Origin of the sequence: Hungatella sp. SB206 (genome assembly GCF_051132295.1) — a bacterium.
Taxonomy (GTDB): Bacteria; Bacillota; Clostridia; order Lachnospirales; family Lachnospiraceae; genus Hungatella; species Hungatella effluvii.
In genome coordinates, this window is sequence record NZ_CP096603.1 from 2445927 (window position 1) to 2462227 (window position 16301).

16 protein-coding genes are annotated in these 16301 nt (G+C 50.7%); 13 read left to right on the plus strand and 3 right to left on the minus strand.

All coding sequences use genetic code 11. The features are described 5' to 3' along the window. Positions 1–38: 38 nt before the first annotated feature. The 5 genes from M1L66_RS10540 to M1L66_RS10560 all read left to right on the plus strand — a co-directional run bounded on the left by M1L66_RS10540 (position 39) and on the right by M1L66_RS10560 (position 6731). The gene (locus M1L66_RS10540; protein WP_434692796.1) at positions 39–1775 is read left to right on the plus strand and encodes a glycoside hydrolase family 2 protein; all 1737 of its coding nucleotides are present in this window, start codon (positions 39–41) and stop codon (positions 1773–1775) included. A gap of 21 nt (positions 1776–1796) precedes the next feature. Further along, positions 1797–3920, plus strand: coding sequence for a glycoside hydrolase family 88/105 protein (locus tag M1L66_RS10545; protein ID WP_434692798.1), 2124 nt, complete (start codon positions 1797–1799; stop codon positions 3918–3920). A 166-nt stretch (positions 3921–4086) separates the two neighbouring features. Then, on the plus strand, positions 4087–4296 hold the full coding sequence (locus M1L66_RS10550) for a hypothetical protein (RefSeq protein ID WP_187021587.1): 210 nt from the start codon (positions 4087–4089) through the stop codon (positions 4294–4296). Then, positions 4293–5219: a haloacid dehalogenase-like hydrolase gene (locus M1L66_RS10555; protein ID WP_434692801.1), complete on the plus strand. Its 927-nt coding sequence runs from the start codon at positions 4293–4295 to the stop codon at positions 5217–5219. Before M1L66_RS10550 ends, M1L66_RS10555 begins: the two co-directional genes overlap by 4 nt. Positions 5220–5366: 147 nt before the next feature. Beyond that, a complete protein-coding gene (locus tag M1L66_RS10560; protein ID WP_117630132.1) occupies positions 5367–6731 on the plus strand; it encodes a sodium-dependent transporter in 1365 nt (454 codons plus the stop codon). A gap of 165 nt (positions 6732–6896) precedes the next feature. Here the strand turns inward: M1L66_RS10560 and M1L66_RS10565 are convergent, their stop codons facing one another. Both M1L66_RS10565 and M1L66_RS10570 read right to left on the minus strand, forming a co-directional pair. Continuing rightward, positions 6897–7619: a tRNA threonylcarbamoyladenosine dehydratase gene (locus M1L66_RS10565; RefSeq protein ID WP_002600498.1), complete on the minus strand. Its 723-nt coding sequence runs from the start codon at positions 7617–7619 to the stop codon at positions 6897–6899. Continuing rightward, on the minus strand, positions 7609–8043 hold the full coding sequence (locus M1L66_RS10570; RefSeq protein ID WP_002600497.1) for an RrF2 family transcriptional regulator: 435 nt from the start codon (positions 8041–8043) through the stop codon (positions 7609–7611). The genes M1L66_RS10565 and M1L66_RS10570 overlap by 11 nt, the downstream gene beginning before the upstream one ends. 170 nt (positions 8044–8213) lie before the next feature. Between M1L66_RS10570 and M1L66_RS10575 the strand changes: the two genes are divergently transcribed. The 8 genes from M1L66_RS10575 (at position 8214) to M1L66_RS10610 (ending at position 15316) form a co-directional block, all read left to right on the plus strand. Continuing rightward, the gene (locus M1L66_RS10575; protein WP_434692803.1) at positions 8214–8771 is read left to right on the plus strand and encodes a DUF2007 domain-containing protein; all 558 of its coding nucleotides are present in this window, start codon (positions 8214–8216) and stop codon (positions 8769–8771) included. A 222-nt stretch (positions 8772–8993) separates the two neighbouring features. After that, complete coding sequence (gltX, locus tag M1L66_RS10580) at positions 8994–10448, plus strand: glutamate--tRNA ligase (RefSeq protein ID WP_187021582.1); 1455 nt, start codon at positions 8994–8996, stop codon at positions 10446–10448. An 81-nt stretch (positions 10449–10529) separates the two neighbouring features. Next, positions 10530–12374, plus strand: a complete 1845-nt coding sequence (locus M1L66_RS10585; RefSeq protein ID WP_156832867.1) for an ATP-dependent helicase — start codon at positions 10530–10532, stop codon at positions 12372–12374. A gap of 13 nt (positions 12375–12387) precedes the next feature. Beyond that, entirely contained in the window at positions 12388–12912 is a 525-nt protein-coding gene (locus tag M1L66_RS10590; RefSeq protein ID WP_434692805.1) for a cob(I)yrinic acid a,c-diamide adenosyltransferase, read from the plus strand. 107 nt (positions 12913–13019) lie between these two features. Beyond that, positions 13020–13364: a DUF1292 domain-containing protein gene (locus M1L66_RS10595; protein ID WP_002600492.1), complete on the plus strand. Its 345-nt coding sequence runs from the start codon at positions 13020–13022 to the stop codon at positions 13362–13364. Between the two features lie 113 nt (positions 13365–13477). After that, the gene (yedF, locus tag M1L66_RS10600) at positions 13478–14128 is read left to right on the plus strand and encodes a sulfurtransferase-like selenium metabolism protein YedF (RefSeq protein ID WP_187021579.1); all 651 of its coding nucleotides are present in this window, start codon (positions 13478–13480) and stop codon (positions 14126–14128) included. Beyond that, positions 14125–14634, plus strand: a complete 510-nt coding sequence (locus M1L66_RS10605) for a DNA-deoxyinosine glycosylase (RefSeq protein ID WP_117621784.1) — start codon at positions 14125–14127, stop codon at positions 14632–14634. Before yedF ends, M1L66_RS10605 begins: the two co-directional genes overlap by 4 nt. 196 nt (positions 14635–14830) lie before the next feature. Continuing rightward, positions 14831–15316, plus strand: coding sequence for a DUF6465 family protein (locus M1L66_RS10610; RefSeq protein WP_434692807.1), 486 nt, complete (start codon positions 14831–14833; stop codon positions 15314–15316). Between the two features lie 294 nt (positions 15317–15610). Here M1L66_RS10610 and M1L66_RS10615 read toward each other — a convergent pair whose 3' ends face one another. Further along, complete coding sequence (locus M1L66_RS10615) at positions 15611–16189, minus strand: hypothetical protein (protein WP_002600488.1); 579 nt, start codon at positions 16187–16189, stop codon at positions 15611–15613. Positions 16190–16301 lie beyond the last annotated feature (112 nt).

Sequence of the window (16301 nt, forward strand, 5' to 3'; positions counted from 1 at the left end):
AGCAGCAAAAATTATGTATGCAAAGAGGAGATAAAAACGTGGGTACAGAGATGAATGCAGTTTTGCGCCCGGAATTTCCGCGTCCGGATTTTGTGAGAAATGAGTGGAGTCCTTTAAACGGGACCTGGCAGTTTTCCTTTGATCAGCCGGTGTTCGACCGGAGTATTACAGTTCCATTCTGCTATCAGTCCACCATGAGCACCATTGGAGAGACGGAGGACCATGATGTGGTATGGTACCGCCGTGAATTCCTTGTGGAAGCTGAAAGGCTTACAGGAAAACGTCTTCTGCTGAAATTTGGCGCAGTGGATTCCGAGGCCTCCGTATGGATTAACGGTGTCTATGCAGGCGGCCATGCAGGCGGTTATACTTCTTTTGAACTTGATATTACAGAACTTGTAAAAGAAGGAATCAATGAAGTAACGGTAAAGGCCGTGGACGATACAAACAGTGACAAACCGAGAGGAAAACAGACATGGACCGGCGAGAAATTCGGCTGCTGGTATACCCCTGTTACCGGTATCTGGCAGAGTGTCTGGCTGGAGTACGCAGGAGCATGCTATTTAAAAAGAGTGAAGGCAACACCGCAGTTAAGCGATTTGACGGCTCTCTGTGAAGTGTTTGTCTCCTGTGATGAAGAGGTGGAAGCAGAGGTTACGGCTTATCTGGAGAATGGCAACGTATTTCTATGCAGGCAGACGATTCCCTGCCTTCATGGCTACGGCAAGTTAAGCCTGGCATTCCCGGACTATGATATAAGGCGGGGAGAGCTGCTCTGGACTCCGGAAGAGCCGAATCTGATTACCTTAATTGTGAAAATAACCGGTAAAGACGGGTGTGCCGACGAGGTGGCGGCGTACTTCGGAATGAGAAGTATTGAATGGGAAAATGGAATCATCAGCTTAAACGGCAGCCCTTATTACCAGCGTCTGGTACTGGACCAGGGCTACTGGCCGGAATCCATACTGACGCCGCCAAGTGACGAGGCCATCCAGGAGGATATCCGTCTGACAAAGGCGATGGGCTTTAACGGCGCCAGAAAACATCAGAAGATCGAAGATCCCAGATACTATTACTGGGCGGATAAGATGGGGCTTCTGGTATGGGGCGAGCTGCCGAGCGCCTACGAATTCAATGACAATGCGATGGAAGCCTCTTCCAGGGAATTGATGGAATTTGTTAAACGTGACTATAACCATCCCTGTATCGTGACCTGGGTCCCGGTCAATGAGAGCTGGGGAGTCCGATCCATAAGAGGGAATTTACAGCAGCAGAATTACTGCCGTATGCTGACGTACCTGTTAAAAGCCATGGACCCGGTCCGCCTCGTAAGCGCCAATGATGGCTGGGAGCAGGTAAGTGACACGGATATCTGTGCCCTTCACGATTACGCTCTTTTCCCGCAAACGGAGAAAAAGTATGATGATATGGAGAACGTATTAAAGACGTATTGCGAGTCCCGCCGCTTGTTTGCAGAAGGAAACAGCTATCAGGGACAGCCGGTTATCTTAACCGAGTACGGAGGCATTGCTTTTGAAGGAGACGGAGCGGAAGGCTCCTGGGGATATTACGGAAGAGTAAAGGATGAGGAACAGTTTCTTGGAATCCTGGAGCCGATTACGGAATTCTTAATCCGCAGCGGCCATTTCAACGGCTTCTGTTATACCCAGCTGACGGATGTCATGCAGGAGGTAAACGGGCTTTTAACGGAGGACAGAAAACCGAAGGTATCCATAGAGCGTCTTCACGATGTTTTTGCAAAGAGAATTTATTAGTATTCGGAGAGAGGGAAAGCGATGGAGACATTTAATACGTATTTTGACAGCAATATCAGTATGAAATCTGGCAATGCGCCGCTTCATGATATTTTGAGTACCGTCGCGGGGAGGTACATAGGACAGAACCCGGCCGGCTCTTTCCGATTCCGGGCGTTTCGTGATGATTCCTTTCTTCCTGATGCAGACGGAAGCTATAATCTGGATTTGAATGCTAAGCTGCCGGAGGCTTTGATGGGTCAGTATGCATTAATTGCCGCTAAGTTTTACTGCAGTGGTTCCGAAAACAGAACACTCCTGATACGGTGTTACAGTCAGGCAGAGGTGTATTTTAATGGCAGCCTGCTGTGGGAATCCACTCCTTATGAAGAAAATAATGAGCAGAAGGTGACCTGCGTTGTATTGCCCTGCGGAGCTGGCTGGAATTCGCTGATGCTTCGCTGCTGTAAGCGAACCTCCGGTTTCGGCTGCCATTTAGAACCGGAGCTGTCCGTCTGGAGCTGGATTCCGTTTCTGACGCCTTTTGCAGAAAGAGAAGGACAGGGCGGATTGGTATACAGCCAGCCGTTTGACGGCCCAAAAGTCAATGTCCCGGACATTGATCTAAATGGAAACGAGGCGGATACAGGGCTTTGCTGGTATCCTGCTCAGACGCATGAGACAATGGAATCTCCCGGTGATCTGGAGGCTGTCTTTGGCCGCCGGCCAGGAAGGTGGGCCTGTATATGGAGTAAAATCCGACAGAATCTGCCGGGAAAACAGAAGGTTGTCTTTACCTGTTCCGGCGCAGAATTTTATTTGGATGGAAGAAGGATCGAGTCCGGTGGCATTACAGTAACTGCTGGAAACCACGATCTGCTGGCCTGTTCCCGCTGTCCGGAGGAGAGCAGCTGGACTGTCAGGTTTTCAGCAGAGTATGAAGATCGTACAAAGCTGAAGATCATGAATCCTGGGGTAGATGGCGTGAAGGGGCCCTGCCTTTACCTGGGACTGTTTGATGCAAAGCCTGACTGGAAGCTTCCGGGCTTTTACGGCTTGTTCGGCGATTCTGAGAAATGCTACTGGAAAGCAGCTGAACATACGGTGGTTCGCCCCTATCTCGAGAATCCCTGTTTTGGCCGCTGGAATTATCCTTTAGGTGTAACGCTCTACGGCCTGACCCAGGCCGCCCGGGTTTTAGACAGGCCGGACATTACGGAATATGTAAGAAAACATATCCATGAGTGTGCTGCCATGCATGAATACAGTCTGTGGGATGCAAAGACGTATGGTTACCCGGAGATCAATAACCAGCTTGTGGTTCTGGACTCGCTGGATACCTGTGGTTCCTTCGGCTCTGCCATGCTGGAATTTTACAAAGACAAAATGGACAGGAATGTCAAAATGACGGCCGACCGGATCGGCAGCTATATCCATAGCGGACAGTCCCGCAGGGAAGATGGGGCCTTCTGCCGCCTGGGAGAGGGCCATACGACCATGTGGGTCGATGATCTCTATATGAGTATTCCGTTTTTATGCCGGTACGCAAAAATGACCGGAGACGCAAAGTACCTGGATGACGCGGCGAATCAGGTGCTGATGTTTAAGAAATATCTGTATATGCCGGAGTATAAGATCATGAGCCATGTATACGATTTTCATGTGGAAGCGGCCACACAGGTACCGTGGGGAAGAGGCAATGGATGGGCGCTGTTTTCCATATCAGAGTTGTTGGAATATCTGCCTCAGGACCATAAAGACAGAGGCAGTATCCTGGAATTCTTTACAAGCCTTTGCGAGGGATACGTGGCCTTGCAGGGAAGCAGAGGATTGTGGCATCAGGTGCTGACGCTCCCGGAATCTTATGAGGAGGCTTCCTGTACCGCCATGTTTATATACGGCTTCAGCCGGGCGGTCAGATTTGGCTGGGTAAAAGACGCTTTAGGCAAAAAACTCCTGGCATCGGCCATGAAGGCGTGGGAAGGCTTAAAACAGACAGCGCTAGACCGTTTTGGCAATGTATATGGAATCTGCCGCGGCTCCTTCTACTCCTTCTCCGGCGATTACTACCGGGATACGCTTGGATGGACACTGAATGATACCCATGGTATTGGGATTGTATTATTGGCGGGAATTGAGCTGGATCAGGCAGTTCGTATGGAATAAAGTGCATGAATGAAGTATGACTGCTGAAGCGGCCGCGCTCCGGCGCGAGAGTCCGGCTTGCCGGACTCTTTTTCGTTTTAGGAATAGTTGCTGGCTGTTGCAGTATATGAAACAGGCTATGCAAAATAATTGTATTATGGGGATTCTTCCTTTATAATAGTATCAAGTGTTAAATATAAAGGGGGCGCTGTTTCTCGTGGACGCTGCCGCCTGTCTGGCACTGGGGGCGCTTCAACTGGAGATGAGATATCAGATGGTCTGCCTCGGTATCGTGTTTGTTGCGCTTCTGTTTCACGGAAGGAATTTCAGCAGCGGGAAATATACGGTGAAACACGGGAACCAATCATTTCCAACGGGAAAGGAGAAAAAGCAGTGAAACGTTTTTTAAATTGCAATGCATCGGATTTTGAGAAAATGAACGGAAAAGAACTGGTGGAATCCATTGCCTCCAGCGAGGGCCGGGTGCTGGTCTGTGAGACCATCGGAAATTTACAGCCCATGCTGGGAGATGTGAGCAATGCGGAGCTGGCTGCGGCCATGGGCGCCGATGTGATTCTGTTAAATATCTTTGATGTGGATGACCCTGTAATCAACGGTCTTCCGCCTGTTGACAAAGGGGATCTGATCCGGAAGGTGAAGGAGCTGACCGGGCGTCCTGTGGGCATCAACCTGGAGCCAAAGGAACAGGGCGTGGAGAGCTCGGTGGAGGCGGACTCCATGTGGGGAATCACGGGAGGCCGTCTGGGAACACTGGAAAATGCGAGGAAGGCGGTCGATATGGGGGTCGATTTCATCGTCCTGACAGGGAATCCGGGTGTCGGTGTCACCAACCGGGCCATCGAGGAGACGCTGGCGGTTTACCGGAAGGAATTCGGTGACAGCATTGTCCTGGTGGCCGGAAAGATGCACGCGGCGGGAATTCTCTCTGAGGCGGGAGAGAAGATCATCACGCGGGAGGATGTGAAGCTGTTTCGCGAAGCGGGAGCCGATGTGATTCTTATGCCGGCTCCGGGGACGGTCCCGGGAATTACCATGGAGTATATCCGGGGGCTGGTCTCCTGTGCTCATGAGCTGGGGGCTCTGACGCTGACGGCGATAGGAACCTCCCAGGAGGGCTCAGATCCGGCTACCATCCGGGAGATTGCGCTGATGTGCAAGATGACGGGAACGGATATGCATCACCTGGGAGACGCCGGATACGGCGGCATGGCACTGCCTGAAAATATCCTGGAATATGGAAAGGTGATCCGCGGAGTGCGCCATACGTACCACCGGATGGCGGCTTCCATCAGGCGTTAGAAACGGTATCGTATACAGTATAATATGAAGTAGCCACAACAGAGATTCTGTGCTATAATGGTACAGAATCTTTGCCGTTTTGGTCAGAAGGAAGCTTATTTTGGCTGATCCGGCGGATCGAATTTAAACAACCAGGAGAGAAAGAGTATGGGGAGAGAAAAATTTTCATCCCGGCTGGGCTTTATTCTTATTTCAGCGGGATGCGCAATCGGACTCGGCAATGTATGGCGTTTTCCATACATCGTAGGCCAGTACGGCGGCGCGGCATTCGTATTAATTTACGCGGTATTCTTAGTGATACTGGGTCTTCCGATCGTAGTCATGGAATTTGCAGTGGGACGGGCAAGCCAGAGAAGTGTGGCGCTGTCCTATGATGTGCTGGAGCCAAAAGGAACGAAGTGGCATTACGCCAAATATCTGGGCATGGCAGGAAATTACATCCTGATGATGTTTTACACCACGGTCGCCGGTTGGATGATCTTATATTTCTTCAAGATGGCAAAAGGTGATTTTACGGGTCTGGATGCTGCCGGTGTCGGCGCGCAATTCGAGGGAATGCTGGCAAATCCGGTTCTGATGGCTGTATTTATGATACTTGTGGTAATCGGATGCTTCGCGGTCTGCGCGAAGGGGCTGCAGGGCGGTGTGGAAAAGATCACCAAGGTGATGATGGTCTGCCTGCTGGTTCTGATGGTGATTCTGGCGGTACACTCGGTCATGATGGACAACAGCGGACCGGGACTGGAATTCTATTTAAAGCCTGACTTCGGAAAGATTCAGGAAGCCGGACTGGGAGAAGTAATCTTCGCAGCCATGGGACAGGCGTTCTTTACGCTGAGTCTGGGAATCGGCGCCCTGGCGATTTTCGGAAGCTATATCGGCAAGGAGCGCAGCCTGATGGGCGAGGCGATTTCCGTTACGATTCTCGATACCTTCGTAGCCTTTATGGCCGGACTGATCATTTTCCCTGCATGCTTTGCGTTCAGTATTGAACCGGGCCAGGGACCGAAGCTGATCTTTGTGACACTGCCGAATGTATTTAATAATATGGCGGGCGGAAGACTGGTGGGATCGCTGTTCTTCCTGTTTATGTCATTTGCGGCTGTATCCACGGTTATCGCCGTGTTCCAGAATATCGTGTCATTTGCCACGGATTTGACGGGCTGCACCATCAAAAAGGCCGTACTGTGCAACGCGGCTGCAGTGATTTTGCTTTCCCTGCCGTGTGTGCTGGGATTCAATCTGTGGAGCGGCTTCATGCCATTCGGCGAAGGCAGCAATGTCCTGGATTTAGAGGACTTCATTATCAGCAACAACCTGCTTCCGCTGGGAAGTCTCATCTATCTGGCCTTCTGTACCACAAGATACGGCTGGGGATTTGAGAATTTTATGAAGGAAGCCAACGAAGGAAAGGGAATTAAGTTCCCGAGATGGGTGAGAGGATATGTGACATTTGTCCTGCCTCTGATCGTACTGGTAATCTTTATTCAGGGGTATATTGCAAAGTTTTAGAGAGGCGATATGGCGCTGAGCAGAGGCTTCACGGGTAGATAAAGTAGATAAAAGATGTATAAGAAATGGAAGCGTTTGAGAGGCCGGGATATAATGAGCGGCTCTTAAATGCTTCCGTTTTTGGGTTTTGCATATTTGTTTGCAGCAGAATTTACTGTCCTGCATCTAATTCTTCCCTGTCAGCCCGCGTATCACTTCCCCTGCGATGAGGAGACCTGCGACTGGGGGAACGAAAGAGACGCTGCCTGGCACGGCGCGTTTCGAAGTGACTTCTGTGCTGGTTTCCAGCGGCTTCAGCGGTTCTTCCCTGGAGTACAGGACTTTCAGAGAAGTGATGCCCCGTTTTTTCAGTTCCCGGCGCATGACTTTGCAGAGCGGACAGACCGAGGTTTTCGATAAATCCGTGATTTCAAACAGTTCCGGGTGAAGCTTGTTGCCGGTTCCCATAGAGGCAATGAAAGGGATTTCGTGGTCAATGGCGTATTGGGCCAGGGCCAGCTTGGCTGTGACGGTGTCGATGGCATCGATAATGTAGTTGACTTTACAGGGAATCTGTTCAAACAGATTTTCTATGTTATCGGGCAGGACAAAGGTCTCAAATGCAAAGACTTCCGCCTGTGGATTCATGTCCAGAATCCGCGTCTTCATGACCTGAGTCTTGTACATGCCGACGGTGCTGTGATAAGCGATGCTCTGCCGGTTAATGTTGGTGATCGAGACGGTGTCGTTGTCGATCAGGACGAGACGGCCGACGCCTCCTCTGGCCAGGGCCTCGATGCAGTGGGATCCCACTCCGCCGACGCCGAAGACGGCGACACAGGAGCCTGCCAGCTTTTCCATGGAGTCCTTTCCCAGAAGGAGTTCACTCCGTGAGAATTCATGAATCATGACTGTCACCATCCAGTTTCTTCTGTTCTTCCACCAGATCGGCGAGCGTAATGCTGTCCACAACCCCGTTAATCGCCTGATCCAGCTGTTTCCACACGGTTAGGGTAGCGCAGTGGCCGGAACGCACACACTGGTTTAATTCGTCCTCCATACACGCTACAGGGGCAAGGCTGCCCTCGGTGAGACGCAGGATCATGCCAACCGTATAATCGGCAGGCTCCTTCGTCAGATAATAGCCGCCCTGGGCGCCTCTCATGCTCTTGACATAGCCTGCGCGGCTTAAAATCGTCACAATCTGTTCCAAGTATTTGTCTGATATCTGCTGGCGTTCGGCCACCTGGTTGATTTTCGTACATTCACCCGGATGCAGAGCGAATTCCAGCATCATACGAAGGGCATACCGTCCCTTTGTAGAGATTTTCATGGTGTCGTTCTCCTTCCTATTATTCTTATCTGTTTAGTAGGATATAAAGTATTTTACACGATGCGGAGACAAATGTAAACAGTTTTTACACACAGGGATTTTATGGTATAATGGATGAAAAGAATGGCCGCCTGTATGCCGAAAGTGGCCCGGAAAGGGAGGTATGTGCTATGACGATGAAGTGTCCCAATTGCGGCGCGGAGTTTTTCGATGGAAGAGAGGTATGCACGGACTGCCAGACCCCGCTCGTCAAAAAAGAGGAGGGGGAAAAAGGTAATGTGGAATTTGCGTCTGAGGGTGTCGATGTGGAGCTGCTGACGACGGTCAGCGATCACATAGAAGCGAAGCTGCTGCAGGGAATATTGGAGAATCATGGAATTCCATCGTACTCCATGGATGAGGAAAGCGGCGAATATATGAGGGTCTACATGGGCTACTCGATTTTCGGGGAAAAGATCTATGTGCGCGCCTCCGATCTTTTGGCTGCCCAGGGATATCTGAAGGAGTGGGAGAGCATGAAGGAGGACGCGGAGGTCGATGAGGATTATGTGGCTGCTGAGGATTCGGAAGCGGAGGGGGATTTGGACGATGACGGAGACTCGGAAGATGAGGAGGGTGAAAACGGCTGGAGGAATCCTCTGATTTTAAAGGATAGGCGTCTGGCGGCGATTATTATTATCGCAGCGGTTATTCTGGGGATTATCTCTGTGTTCCCGACGATTCCGTAAGGGAAGAAAAAGTTGGGGACGGCTTACCAGGAGCTGTGTACAACTGCGATCCTTTTATTCACAGCCATAATTATTCTTAGGATTATTACGGATTCCCGCCGGTTCCATATACGGCGGAGGAACCGGTGATTTCCTGCCAAATTTCGATGAAATGATTGTTTTTTCCAGTACTTCGTTATATAATAGGGTACGCGTAAAATAATAATTTAGGAGTGTGCCAAAATGAGCAAAGTAAGAACGAGATACGCACCGAGCCCTACGGGACGCATGCATGTCGGCAATTTAAGGACCGCGTTGTACGCATTTTTAATTGCAAAGCATGAAGACGGAGAGTTTCTTCTCCGTATCGAAGATACGGACCAGGAACGGTATGTGGAAGGTGCTGTCGAGATTATCTATAGAACGCTTGAGGAGACCGGACTGGTTCATGATGAAGGCCCGGACAAGGATGGCGGCGTGGGTCCTTACGTTCAGAGCGAGCGTCAGGCTTCCGGTATTTATCTGGAGTATGCGAAGCTGCTGGTGGAAAAGGGCGAGGCGTATTACTGCTTCTGTACGCAGGAGCGTCTGGATTCTTTAAAGCAGACGGTGGAAGGCCAGGAGATTATGACCTACGACAAGCATTGCCTCTCCTTATCCAGGGAAGAAGTGGAGGCCAATCTGGCAGCCGGCATGCCTTACGTCATCCGTCAGAACAATCCAACCGAGGGAACTACCACGTTCCACGATGAGATTTACGGTGACATCACCGTGGACAACTCAGAGCTGGACGATATGGTACTGATTAAGTCGGATGGATACCCAACGTATAATTTTGCCAATGTAGTCGATGACCATTTGATGGGAATCACCCATGTGGTCCGCGGCAATGAATACCTTTCCTCCTCACCGAAGTACAACCGTCTCTACGCCGCTTTCGGCTGGGACGTTCCGGTATACGTGCACTGCCCGCTGATTACGAACGAAGAGCATAAGAAGCTGAGCAAGAGGAGCGGACATGCGTCCTACGAGGATCTGATCGAGCAGGGTTTCATCTCCGAGGCTGTAGTGAACTACGTGGCACTGCTGGGATGGTCTCCGGTGGACAACCGTGAGATTTTCTCTCTGGCAGAGTTAATAAAGGAATTCGATTACCATAATATCAGCAAGTCTCCGGCCGTATTCGATATGACGAAGTTAAAATGGATGAACGGCGAATATATGAAGGCCATGGAGTTTGACCGGTTCTTTGAGATGGCGGAGCCTCATATCAGGAAGGTCATCACGAAGGATCTCGATTTAGAGAAGATCGCCGCCATGGTGAAGACGAGAATCGAGATTTTCCCGGATATTGCAGACCATATCGACTTCTTTGAGGCGCTTCCTGAGTACGATCCGGAGATGTACGTTCATAAGAAGATGAAGACGAATAAGGAGACCGCATTGACGGTTCTCACAGAAGTTCTGCCGATCCTGGAAGCACAGGAGGACTTCAGCAACGACGCCTTATATGCGGCGCTGTCAGCGTATGTGGCGGAAAAGGGCTATAAGACCGGCTTTGTTATGTGGCCGATCCGTACGGCGGTTTCCGGCAGGCAGATGACACCGGCAGGCGCTACGGAGATTATGGAAGTGCTTGGCAGGGAAGAATCCATTGCTAGGATTCAGACGGGAATCGAGCTGTTGAGCCGTCAGTAAAGAGAAGATATAAGGGTTTTGAGCGTGTCTGATCAGACGTTTCAGACGCGCTCTAATTCCCTCTGAGAGAAGGGAAAACCGATGAGTTCAGAAGTAATATTTGAAGGTGCACAGAAGGCGGCGGTGACTCACGATAAGGGTCCCATGCTGGTGCTGGCCGGTCCGGGTTCGGGAAAGACATTTACCATAACCCACCGGATTAAGTATTTGACGGAGGAATGCAGAGTAAATCCGTCCAGTATCCTGGTCATCACCTTTACGAAGGCGGCGGCCACGGAGATGAAAGAGCGATATGAGAGTCTGTGCGGCGGGGGACCGTCATCTGTCAGTTTCGGCACATTTCATGCCATATTTTTCCGAATCTTAAAATTTGCATACAGATATGACGCGCGCAACATTGTGCGTGATGAACAGCGGATGCAGTACATCAGGGAACTGATCGAGACAAACCATGTTGAGGTGGAGGATGAGGCGGAGTTTGTGAGCTCCATTTTGTCAGAGATCAGCTCCGTAAAAGGGGAAATGATCCACTTGAACCACTACTATGCGAAGAACTGTTCGGAAGAGATATTCAAGAAGCTGTATTCGGGCTACGAGGAGCGGCTGAGGAGAGCGAATTTAATCGATTTTGATGATATGCTGGTCATGTGCTACGATCTGTTTAAGGAGAGGAAGGACATCCTTGGCGCATGGCAGAGGAAGTATCAGTACATACTGGTAGATGAGTTTCAGGACATCAACCGGGTTCAGTATGAGATCGTGCGGATGCTGGCGGCTCCTGAGAACAACCTGTTTATTGTGGGAGACGACGATCAGTCCATCTACCGGTTCCGCGGCGCGAAGCCGGAGATTATGCTGGGCTTTGAGAAGGACTATCCCGATGCCGAGCGGGTCCTCTTAAATATCAATTTCCGCAGTACGAAGGACATCGTGGACACGGCGGGTAAGCTGATTGCCCATAATAAAACGCGTTTTCCGAAGGAGATCGTCACGAAGCAGGGCAGGGGAAAACCTGTGGTTACGAGAGTCTGGAAGGATCCGCAGGAGGAGACGCTGGAGATCGTCCACGAGATCACGGATTACACCGGAGCCGGATATGCCTGGTCCGATATCGCAGTTCTGTACCGGACGAATCTGGGGCCGCGTCTGCTGATCGAGAAGCTGATGGAATACAATATCCCCTTCTGCATGAAGGACGCCGTGCCGAATCTTTACGACCACTGGATTGCGAAAAATATCATCGCCTATTTAAATGCTGCTGCCGGTGATTTAAGCCGCTCCTGCATTCTCTCGGTGATCAACCGCCCGAACCGGTACATCAGCCGGGACGCACTGGAACTGCCGGTGGTGAGCTGGGAGGCGGTCAAGTCCTTTTATCAGGACAAGGGCTGGATGGTGGAGCGGATCGAACAGCTGGAATACGATCTGAAATTCCTGAGGCAGCTGGCGCCTGCCGCCGCGGTGAATTACATACGCAAAGCGGTAGGGTATGACGATTACATCAGAGAGTACGCCGAGTACCGCCGTATGAAGCCGGAGGAGCTGTTCGAGGTTCTGGACCAGCTGGCGGAGAGCGCCGCGGGATTTCAGACGGTGGAGGCGTGGTTCGCCCATATGGAGGAGTATGCCAGAGAACTGAAGCTTCAGGCCCGATCCAGGGAGAAGCGGACGGAGGGCGTTTCCCTCATGACGATGCACAGCTCCAAGGGGCTGGAGTACCGGATCGTTTACATTCTCGATGCCAACGAAGGCGTTACACCGCACCACAAGGCGGTTCTGGACGCGGATATGGAAGAGGAACGCCGCATGTTCTACGTCGCCATGACGAGGGCGAAGGAGCGGCTCCACGTCAATTACGTGAGCGAGCGGTACAGTAAGAAACAGGAGGTGTCCCGGTTTGTCAAGGAGTATCTGGGACGGGAGTAGAAAGGAGCATAACATGGATTCGTGTGTACACATCTATTGCGGCGAGGGAAAGGGAAAGACGACGGCCGCCGTCGGACTGGCCGTCCGCGCGGCTGGATGCAGCAGAAAGGTACTGCTTACCCGGTTTTTAAAGACCGACCATTCCGGTGAGGTGGCGGCGCTGGGAATGATACCTGGAATTTCGGTCACACCGTGTGAGAAGAGCTTCGGATTTTTCTTCCGTATGACAGACGAACAGAAGAAGGAGGCGGCGGTGTATTACACGGAGCTGCTGGATATGACGCTTAGGAAAGCGGTGGATGGCGCCTACGATCTGCTGGTTCTCGACGAGATCATGGCAGTCATGAATTATGGTCTGGTGCGGGAAGAGACGGTGAGAGATTTTATAACCGGACGTCCCTCCGGCCTGGAGGTTGTGCTGACCGGGCGCGGGCCGTCGGAGGAACTGATTTCCCTGGCGGATTACGTGTCAGAGATCCAAAAGATCAAGCATCCTTACGATCAGGGGCTCCAGGCTCGAGAGGGAATTGAGTATTAATTATGTAGAAATCCCTTGATTTTTATACCATAGTCTGATAGAGTGGAAAGAGACGAAATAGTCGTCAAAAGAATAGAAAAGAACATTACAAAAAGAGAGGTATCGACATGGCACAGGATCCGAATTTAGACCAGGAGAACATGGAAGAGCAGGAGGAAATGACCGTCACACTGACTCTGGACGATGGTACAGAAATCGAGTGTGTGGTTCTCACCATTTTTACGGCCGGCGAACGCGATTACATTGCTCTGCTTCCGATGGAAGGTGCTGAGGCGGAAGAGGGGGAGGTTTACTTATACCGTTATTCCGAGTCAGAGGATGGACAGCCGAATCTGGAGAATATCGAAGATGATGACGAATATGAGATCGTAGCCGATGCATTTGACGAATTGCTGGATGACGCGGAGTACGATGAACTGGTAGGCGAAGACGAGACAGAAGAAAACGAATAAAGAGGCTGGGCTATTGTCTTCGGATAATAGCTCTTCTTTTTTTTGGCGTTATATGTGGCATTTTTAACGGAATTAATGTAAAGCTGTATTAGTGCCGCCCGGAAGGAGATAAGATGAAGAAAATCGTTGATGCAAAGGGACTTCCCTGCCCCCAGCCTGTGATTAAGGCAAAAGAGGTGCTGAAAGAGATGACGGAGGGAACCGTCGAAGTTTTGGTGGACAATGAGATCGCCGTACAGAATTTAATGAAGCTGGGCGGCTATTTTGGACTGAAGCCAGTATCGGAAAAGCTCTCAGAGGAAGAATTCCGGGTGAGCTACGATGTTACGGAACGGAAAGCGGCAGTTCCTCAGAAGGAGGGAAATACCGCTAATGGGGACGCAGAAGCAGACACGAAGGCGGAAGCCTGTAGTCCGGATGCCAGGAGGAAGGGCCAGGTCGTGGTGATTTCCTCCGACTGTATGGGAAGCGGGGATGATGAGCTGGGAAGGCAGCTGATGAAGGGCTTTCTCTATGCACAGACCCAGCTGGACGTGCTGCCCGATACGGTCCTGCTCTATAACGGTGGTGCAAAGCTGTCGGCGGAGGGATCGCAGTCTGTAGAAGATTTAAGGAGTCTGGAGGCGCAGGGAGTCGAGATCCTTACCTGCGGCACATGCCTGAACTTTTACGGCCTTTCCGAGAAGCTGGCGGTTGGAAATGTCACCAATATGTACGATATCGCCGAGAAGCTGTCCGGGGCCAGCTCCGTGATCCGTCCATGATGCAGAAGAAAAACAGAGAGGAGACAGTCGTTCATACCTTTCAGCCGGTATACGACGAAAACTCCAGAGTTCTCATGCTGGGCACCATGCCGTCTCCGAAATCCAGGGAGCAGGGCTTCTACTACGGTCATCCGCGCAATCGTTTCTGGCCGGTCCTGGCGGATATTTTAGGGGAGCCGGCGCCTGGGACGATTGAGGAGAAGAAGAGCCTGGCACTGCGCCGCCGGATCGCCGTGTGGGACGTCCTTGCAGGATGCGATATCTGCGGAGCGGACGACAGCTCCATTAAAAATCCGGTACCCAACGACATGAACGTGATCCTTTCCCGGGCAGACATAAGGGCCGTGTTTACGACAGGGACAAAAGCGGACGAATTGTATGAAAGATACTGCTTTTCCCAGACGGAGATTGCCTCCATCCGGCTTCCGTCGACCAGCCCAGCCAACTGCCGGACCAGTTACGAAGAACTGAGGGCAGCCTATTCACAGATTTTAAAATACCTGTAAAATGCAAAATTTATGTAATTTTCCTCTAAAATCCTGCATAAATAAGTAAAAAAGCAGGGTTAATGCGAGTCATTTTGTTGACAAAACGGTATTTTCGTTTTATAATTCACTCAGCTAAAATATAAACATCAGAAGGCAGGCTGAACTTATACACGTCAACAGTAGAAACAGATGAATCTGTTTGAGGAGGAGAATTATGATGAATACTAAGAGTGAAACTAAGGCAGCAACGAAGACGGCAGAGACGAAAGCTGTAGAGACGAAAACAGCGGAAGTCAAGACGGCAGAAAAGAAGCCGGCGAAAGCAACTCCGTCAGAGGCTAAGAAGGCACCGGCAGCAAAACCGGCGGCTGAGAAGAAAGCGGCTGCACCAAAGAAGGCTGCTCCAGCTAAGAAGGAAGCTGCGCCGAAGGCTGCACCTGAGAAAAAGGAAGCTGCGCCAAAGAAAGCTGTTGCTAAGAAGCCTGCAGCCGGGAAGGAAGTAAAGTCTTCCGTAGTCATCGAGTTTGCTGGAAAGCAGATCGCTGCAAAAGATGTTCTGGAAGCGGCAAAGAAGGCTTATGAGTCCATGAACAAGGGCGCTGTCATCGAGACAATCGAGATTTATGTGAAACCGGAAGAGCATGCTGCTTACTACGTTGTAAACGGCGAAGGTTCTGACCAGTATAAGGTTATGTTATAATTGAATACATGGAACACGATACGGTGCTGTAAAAGGAATGGACGCGTTTTTTGCGGATAATGTTCTTTTTACAGCACTATTTTTCTGCCGGCAGCTAGTACAGCGTTGCATAAATTCCTAAGTAATAGCACTCGCTATCTACGCCAGGAGCACGTCTGCGAAGCTAGCCGTAGGGTCCACTACGCCGTCACTTCGCAGACGCACACCTGACGCAGATATCAAGCACTATTACTCAGTTATTTATGCAACGCTGTACTAGTCAAATGGCGTACCTGCGGGCGGTCTGCGGCGTTTTTAGACTTTGTGCTTCAGACTGTAGTAACCGTCCCTGGATGATGTAACACGACGGTACAGTCTGATGAGCATCAGAGTACAGGATACGGTAAAGAATATTTCCAGCGCGCTGCTGACGATTCCGGCCAGACACAAGAGCATGGCCGACAGCACAGTGATGATGTTCAGACAGATGAAGTAGGGACGGTATACTTCCCGGTTCATGCAGTAGAGCTTCCACACGATCAGGTAGAGACAGGCCAGCAGCAGCACGGAGGCGCTGAAGGCGAAGATCACGTGGAGAAATGCCCGAAAGGGCCTGTTTTCGGGAAGATAGGGCGTGGTGACCGCGAAGGCCAGCAGGATCAGAGCGCTGACGCTCGTAACCGTCTCCTTCCGGTTGCGTGGGAGGTGATGAATAATTTTTCTCAGCACATAGTAAAAATAGATGCCCACGATGATTCCCCATAAGAGAAAGGCATTCTTGCGGTTGGCCAGACTGCCCAGTACGGAGAAGTTCAGCCTGAATAAATCGGTTCCCCAGGCAAAAAGAAACGTGTAAACGGGAATAATAAAGTAAGCGGTGATGTTTAATATCATGTCGTACCTCGCAGGTTCATTAGTTGAAGAATCGTTTTAACGTCTCCTATATATTTTTATCATATAGTTCGAAAATATTTATAAACAAAGTGTGTAATTTGTCGAAAAAATT

Bases quoted from the DNA above. Each gene is read 5' to 3' on its own strand.
- M1L66_RS10615 (WP_002600488.1), bottom strand. From the start codon at position 16,189: ATGATATTAAACATCACCGCTTACTTTATTATTCCCGTTTACACGTTT.
- M1L66_RS10585 (WP_156832867.1), top strand. From the start codon at position 10,530: ATGAGTTCAGAAGTAATATTTGAAGGTGCACAGAAGGCGGCGGTGACT.
- M1L66_RS10610 (WP_434692807.1), top strand. From the start codon at position 14,831: ATGATGAATACTAAGAGTGAAACTAAGGCAGCAACGAAGACGGCAGAG.
- M1L66_RS10575 (WP_434692803.1), top strand. From the start codon at position 8,214: ATGACGATGAAGTGTCCCAATTGCGGCGCGGAGTTTTTCGATGGAAGA.
- M1L66_RS10565 (WP_002600498.1), bottom strand. From the start codon at position 7,619: ATGATTCATGAATTCTCACGGAGTGAACTCCTTCTGGGAAAGGACTCC.
- M1L66_RS10595 (WP_002600492.1), top strand. From the start codon at position 13,020: ATGGCACAGGATCCGAATTTAGACCAGGAGAACATGGAAGAGCAGGAG.
- M1L66_RS10560 (WP_117630132.1), top strand. From the start codon at position 5,367: ATGGGGAGAGAAAAATTTTCATCCCGGCTGGGCTTTATTCTTATTTCA.
- M1L66_RS10605 (WP_117621784.1), top strand. From the start codon at position 14,125: ATGATGCAGAAGAAAAACAGAGAGGAGACAGTCGTTCATACCTTTCAG.
- M1L66_RS10545 (WP_434692798.1), top strand. From the start codon at position 1,797: ATGGAGACATTTAATACGTATTTTGACAGCAATATCAGTATGAAATCT.
- M1L66_RS10570 (WP_002600497.1), bottom strand. From the start codon at position 8,043: ATGAAAATCTCTACAAAGGGACGGTATGCCCTTCGTATGATGCTGGAA.
- yedF (WP_187021579.1), top strand. From the start codon at position 13,478: ATGAAGAAAATCGTTGATGCAAAGGGACTTCCCTGCCCCCAGCCTGTG.
- M1L66_RS10590 (WP_434692805.1), top strand. From the start codon at position 12,388: ATGGATTCGTGTGTACACATCTATTGCGGCGAGGGAAAGGGAAAGACG.
- gltX (WP_187021582.1), top strand. From the start codon at position 8,994: ATGAGCAAAGTAAGAACGAGATACGCACCGAGCCCTACGGGACGCATG.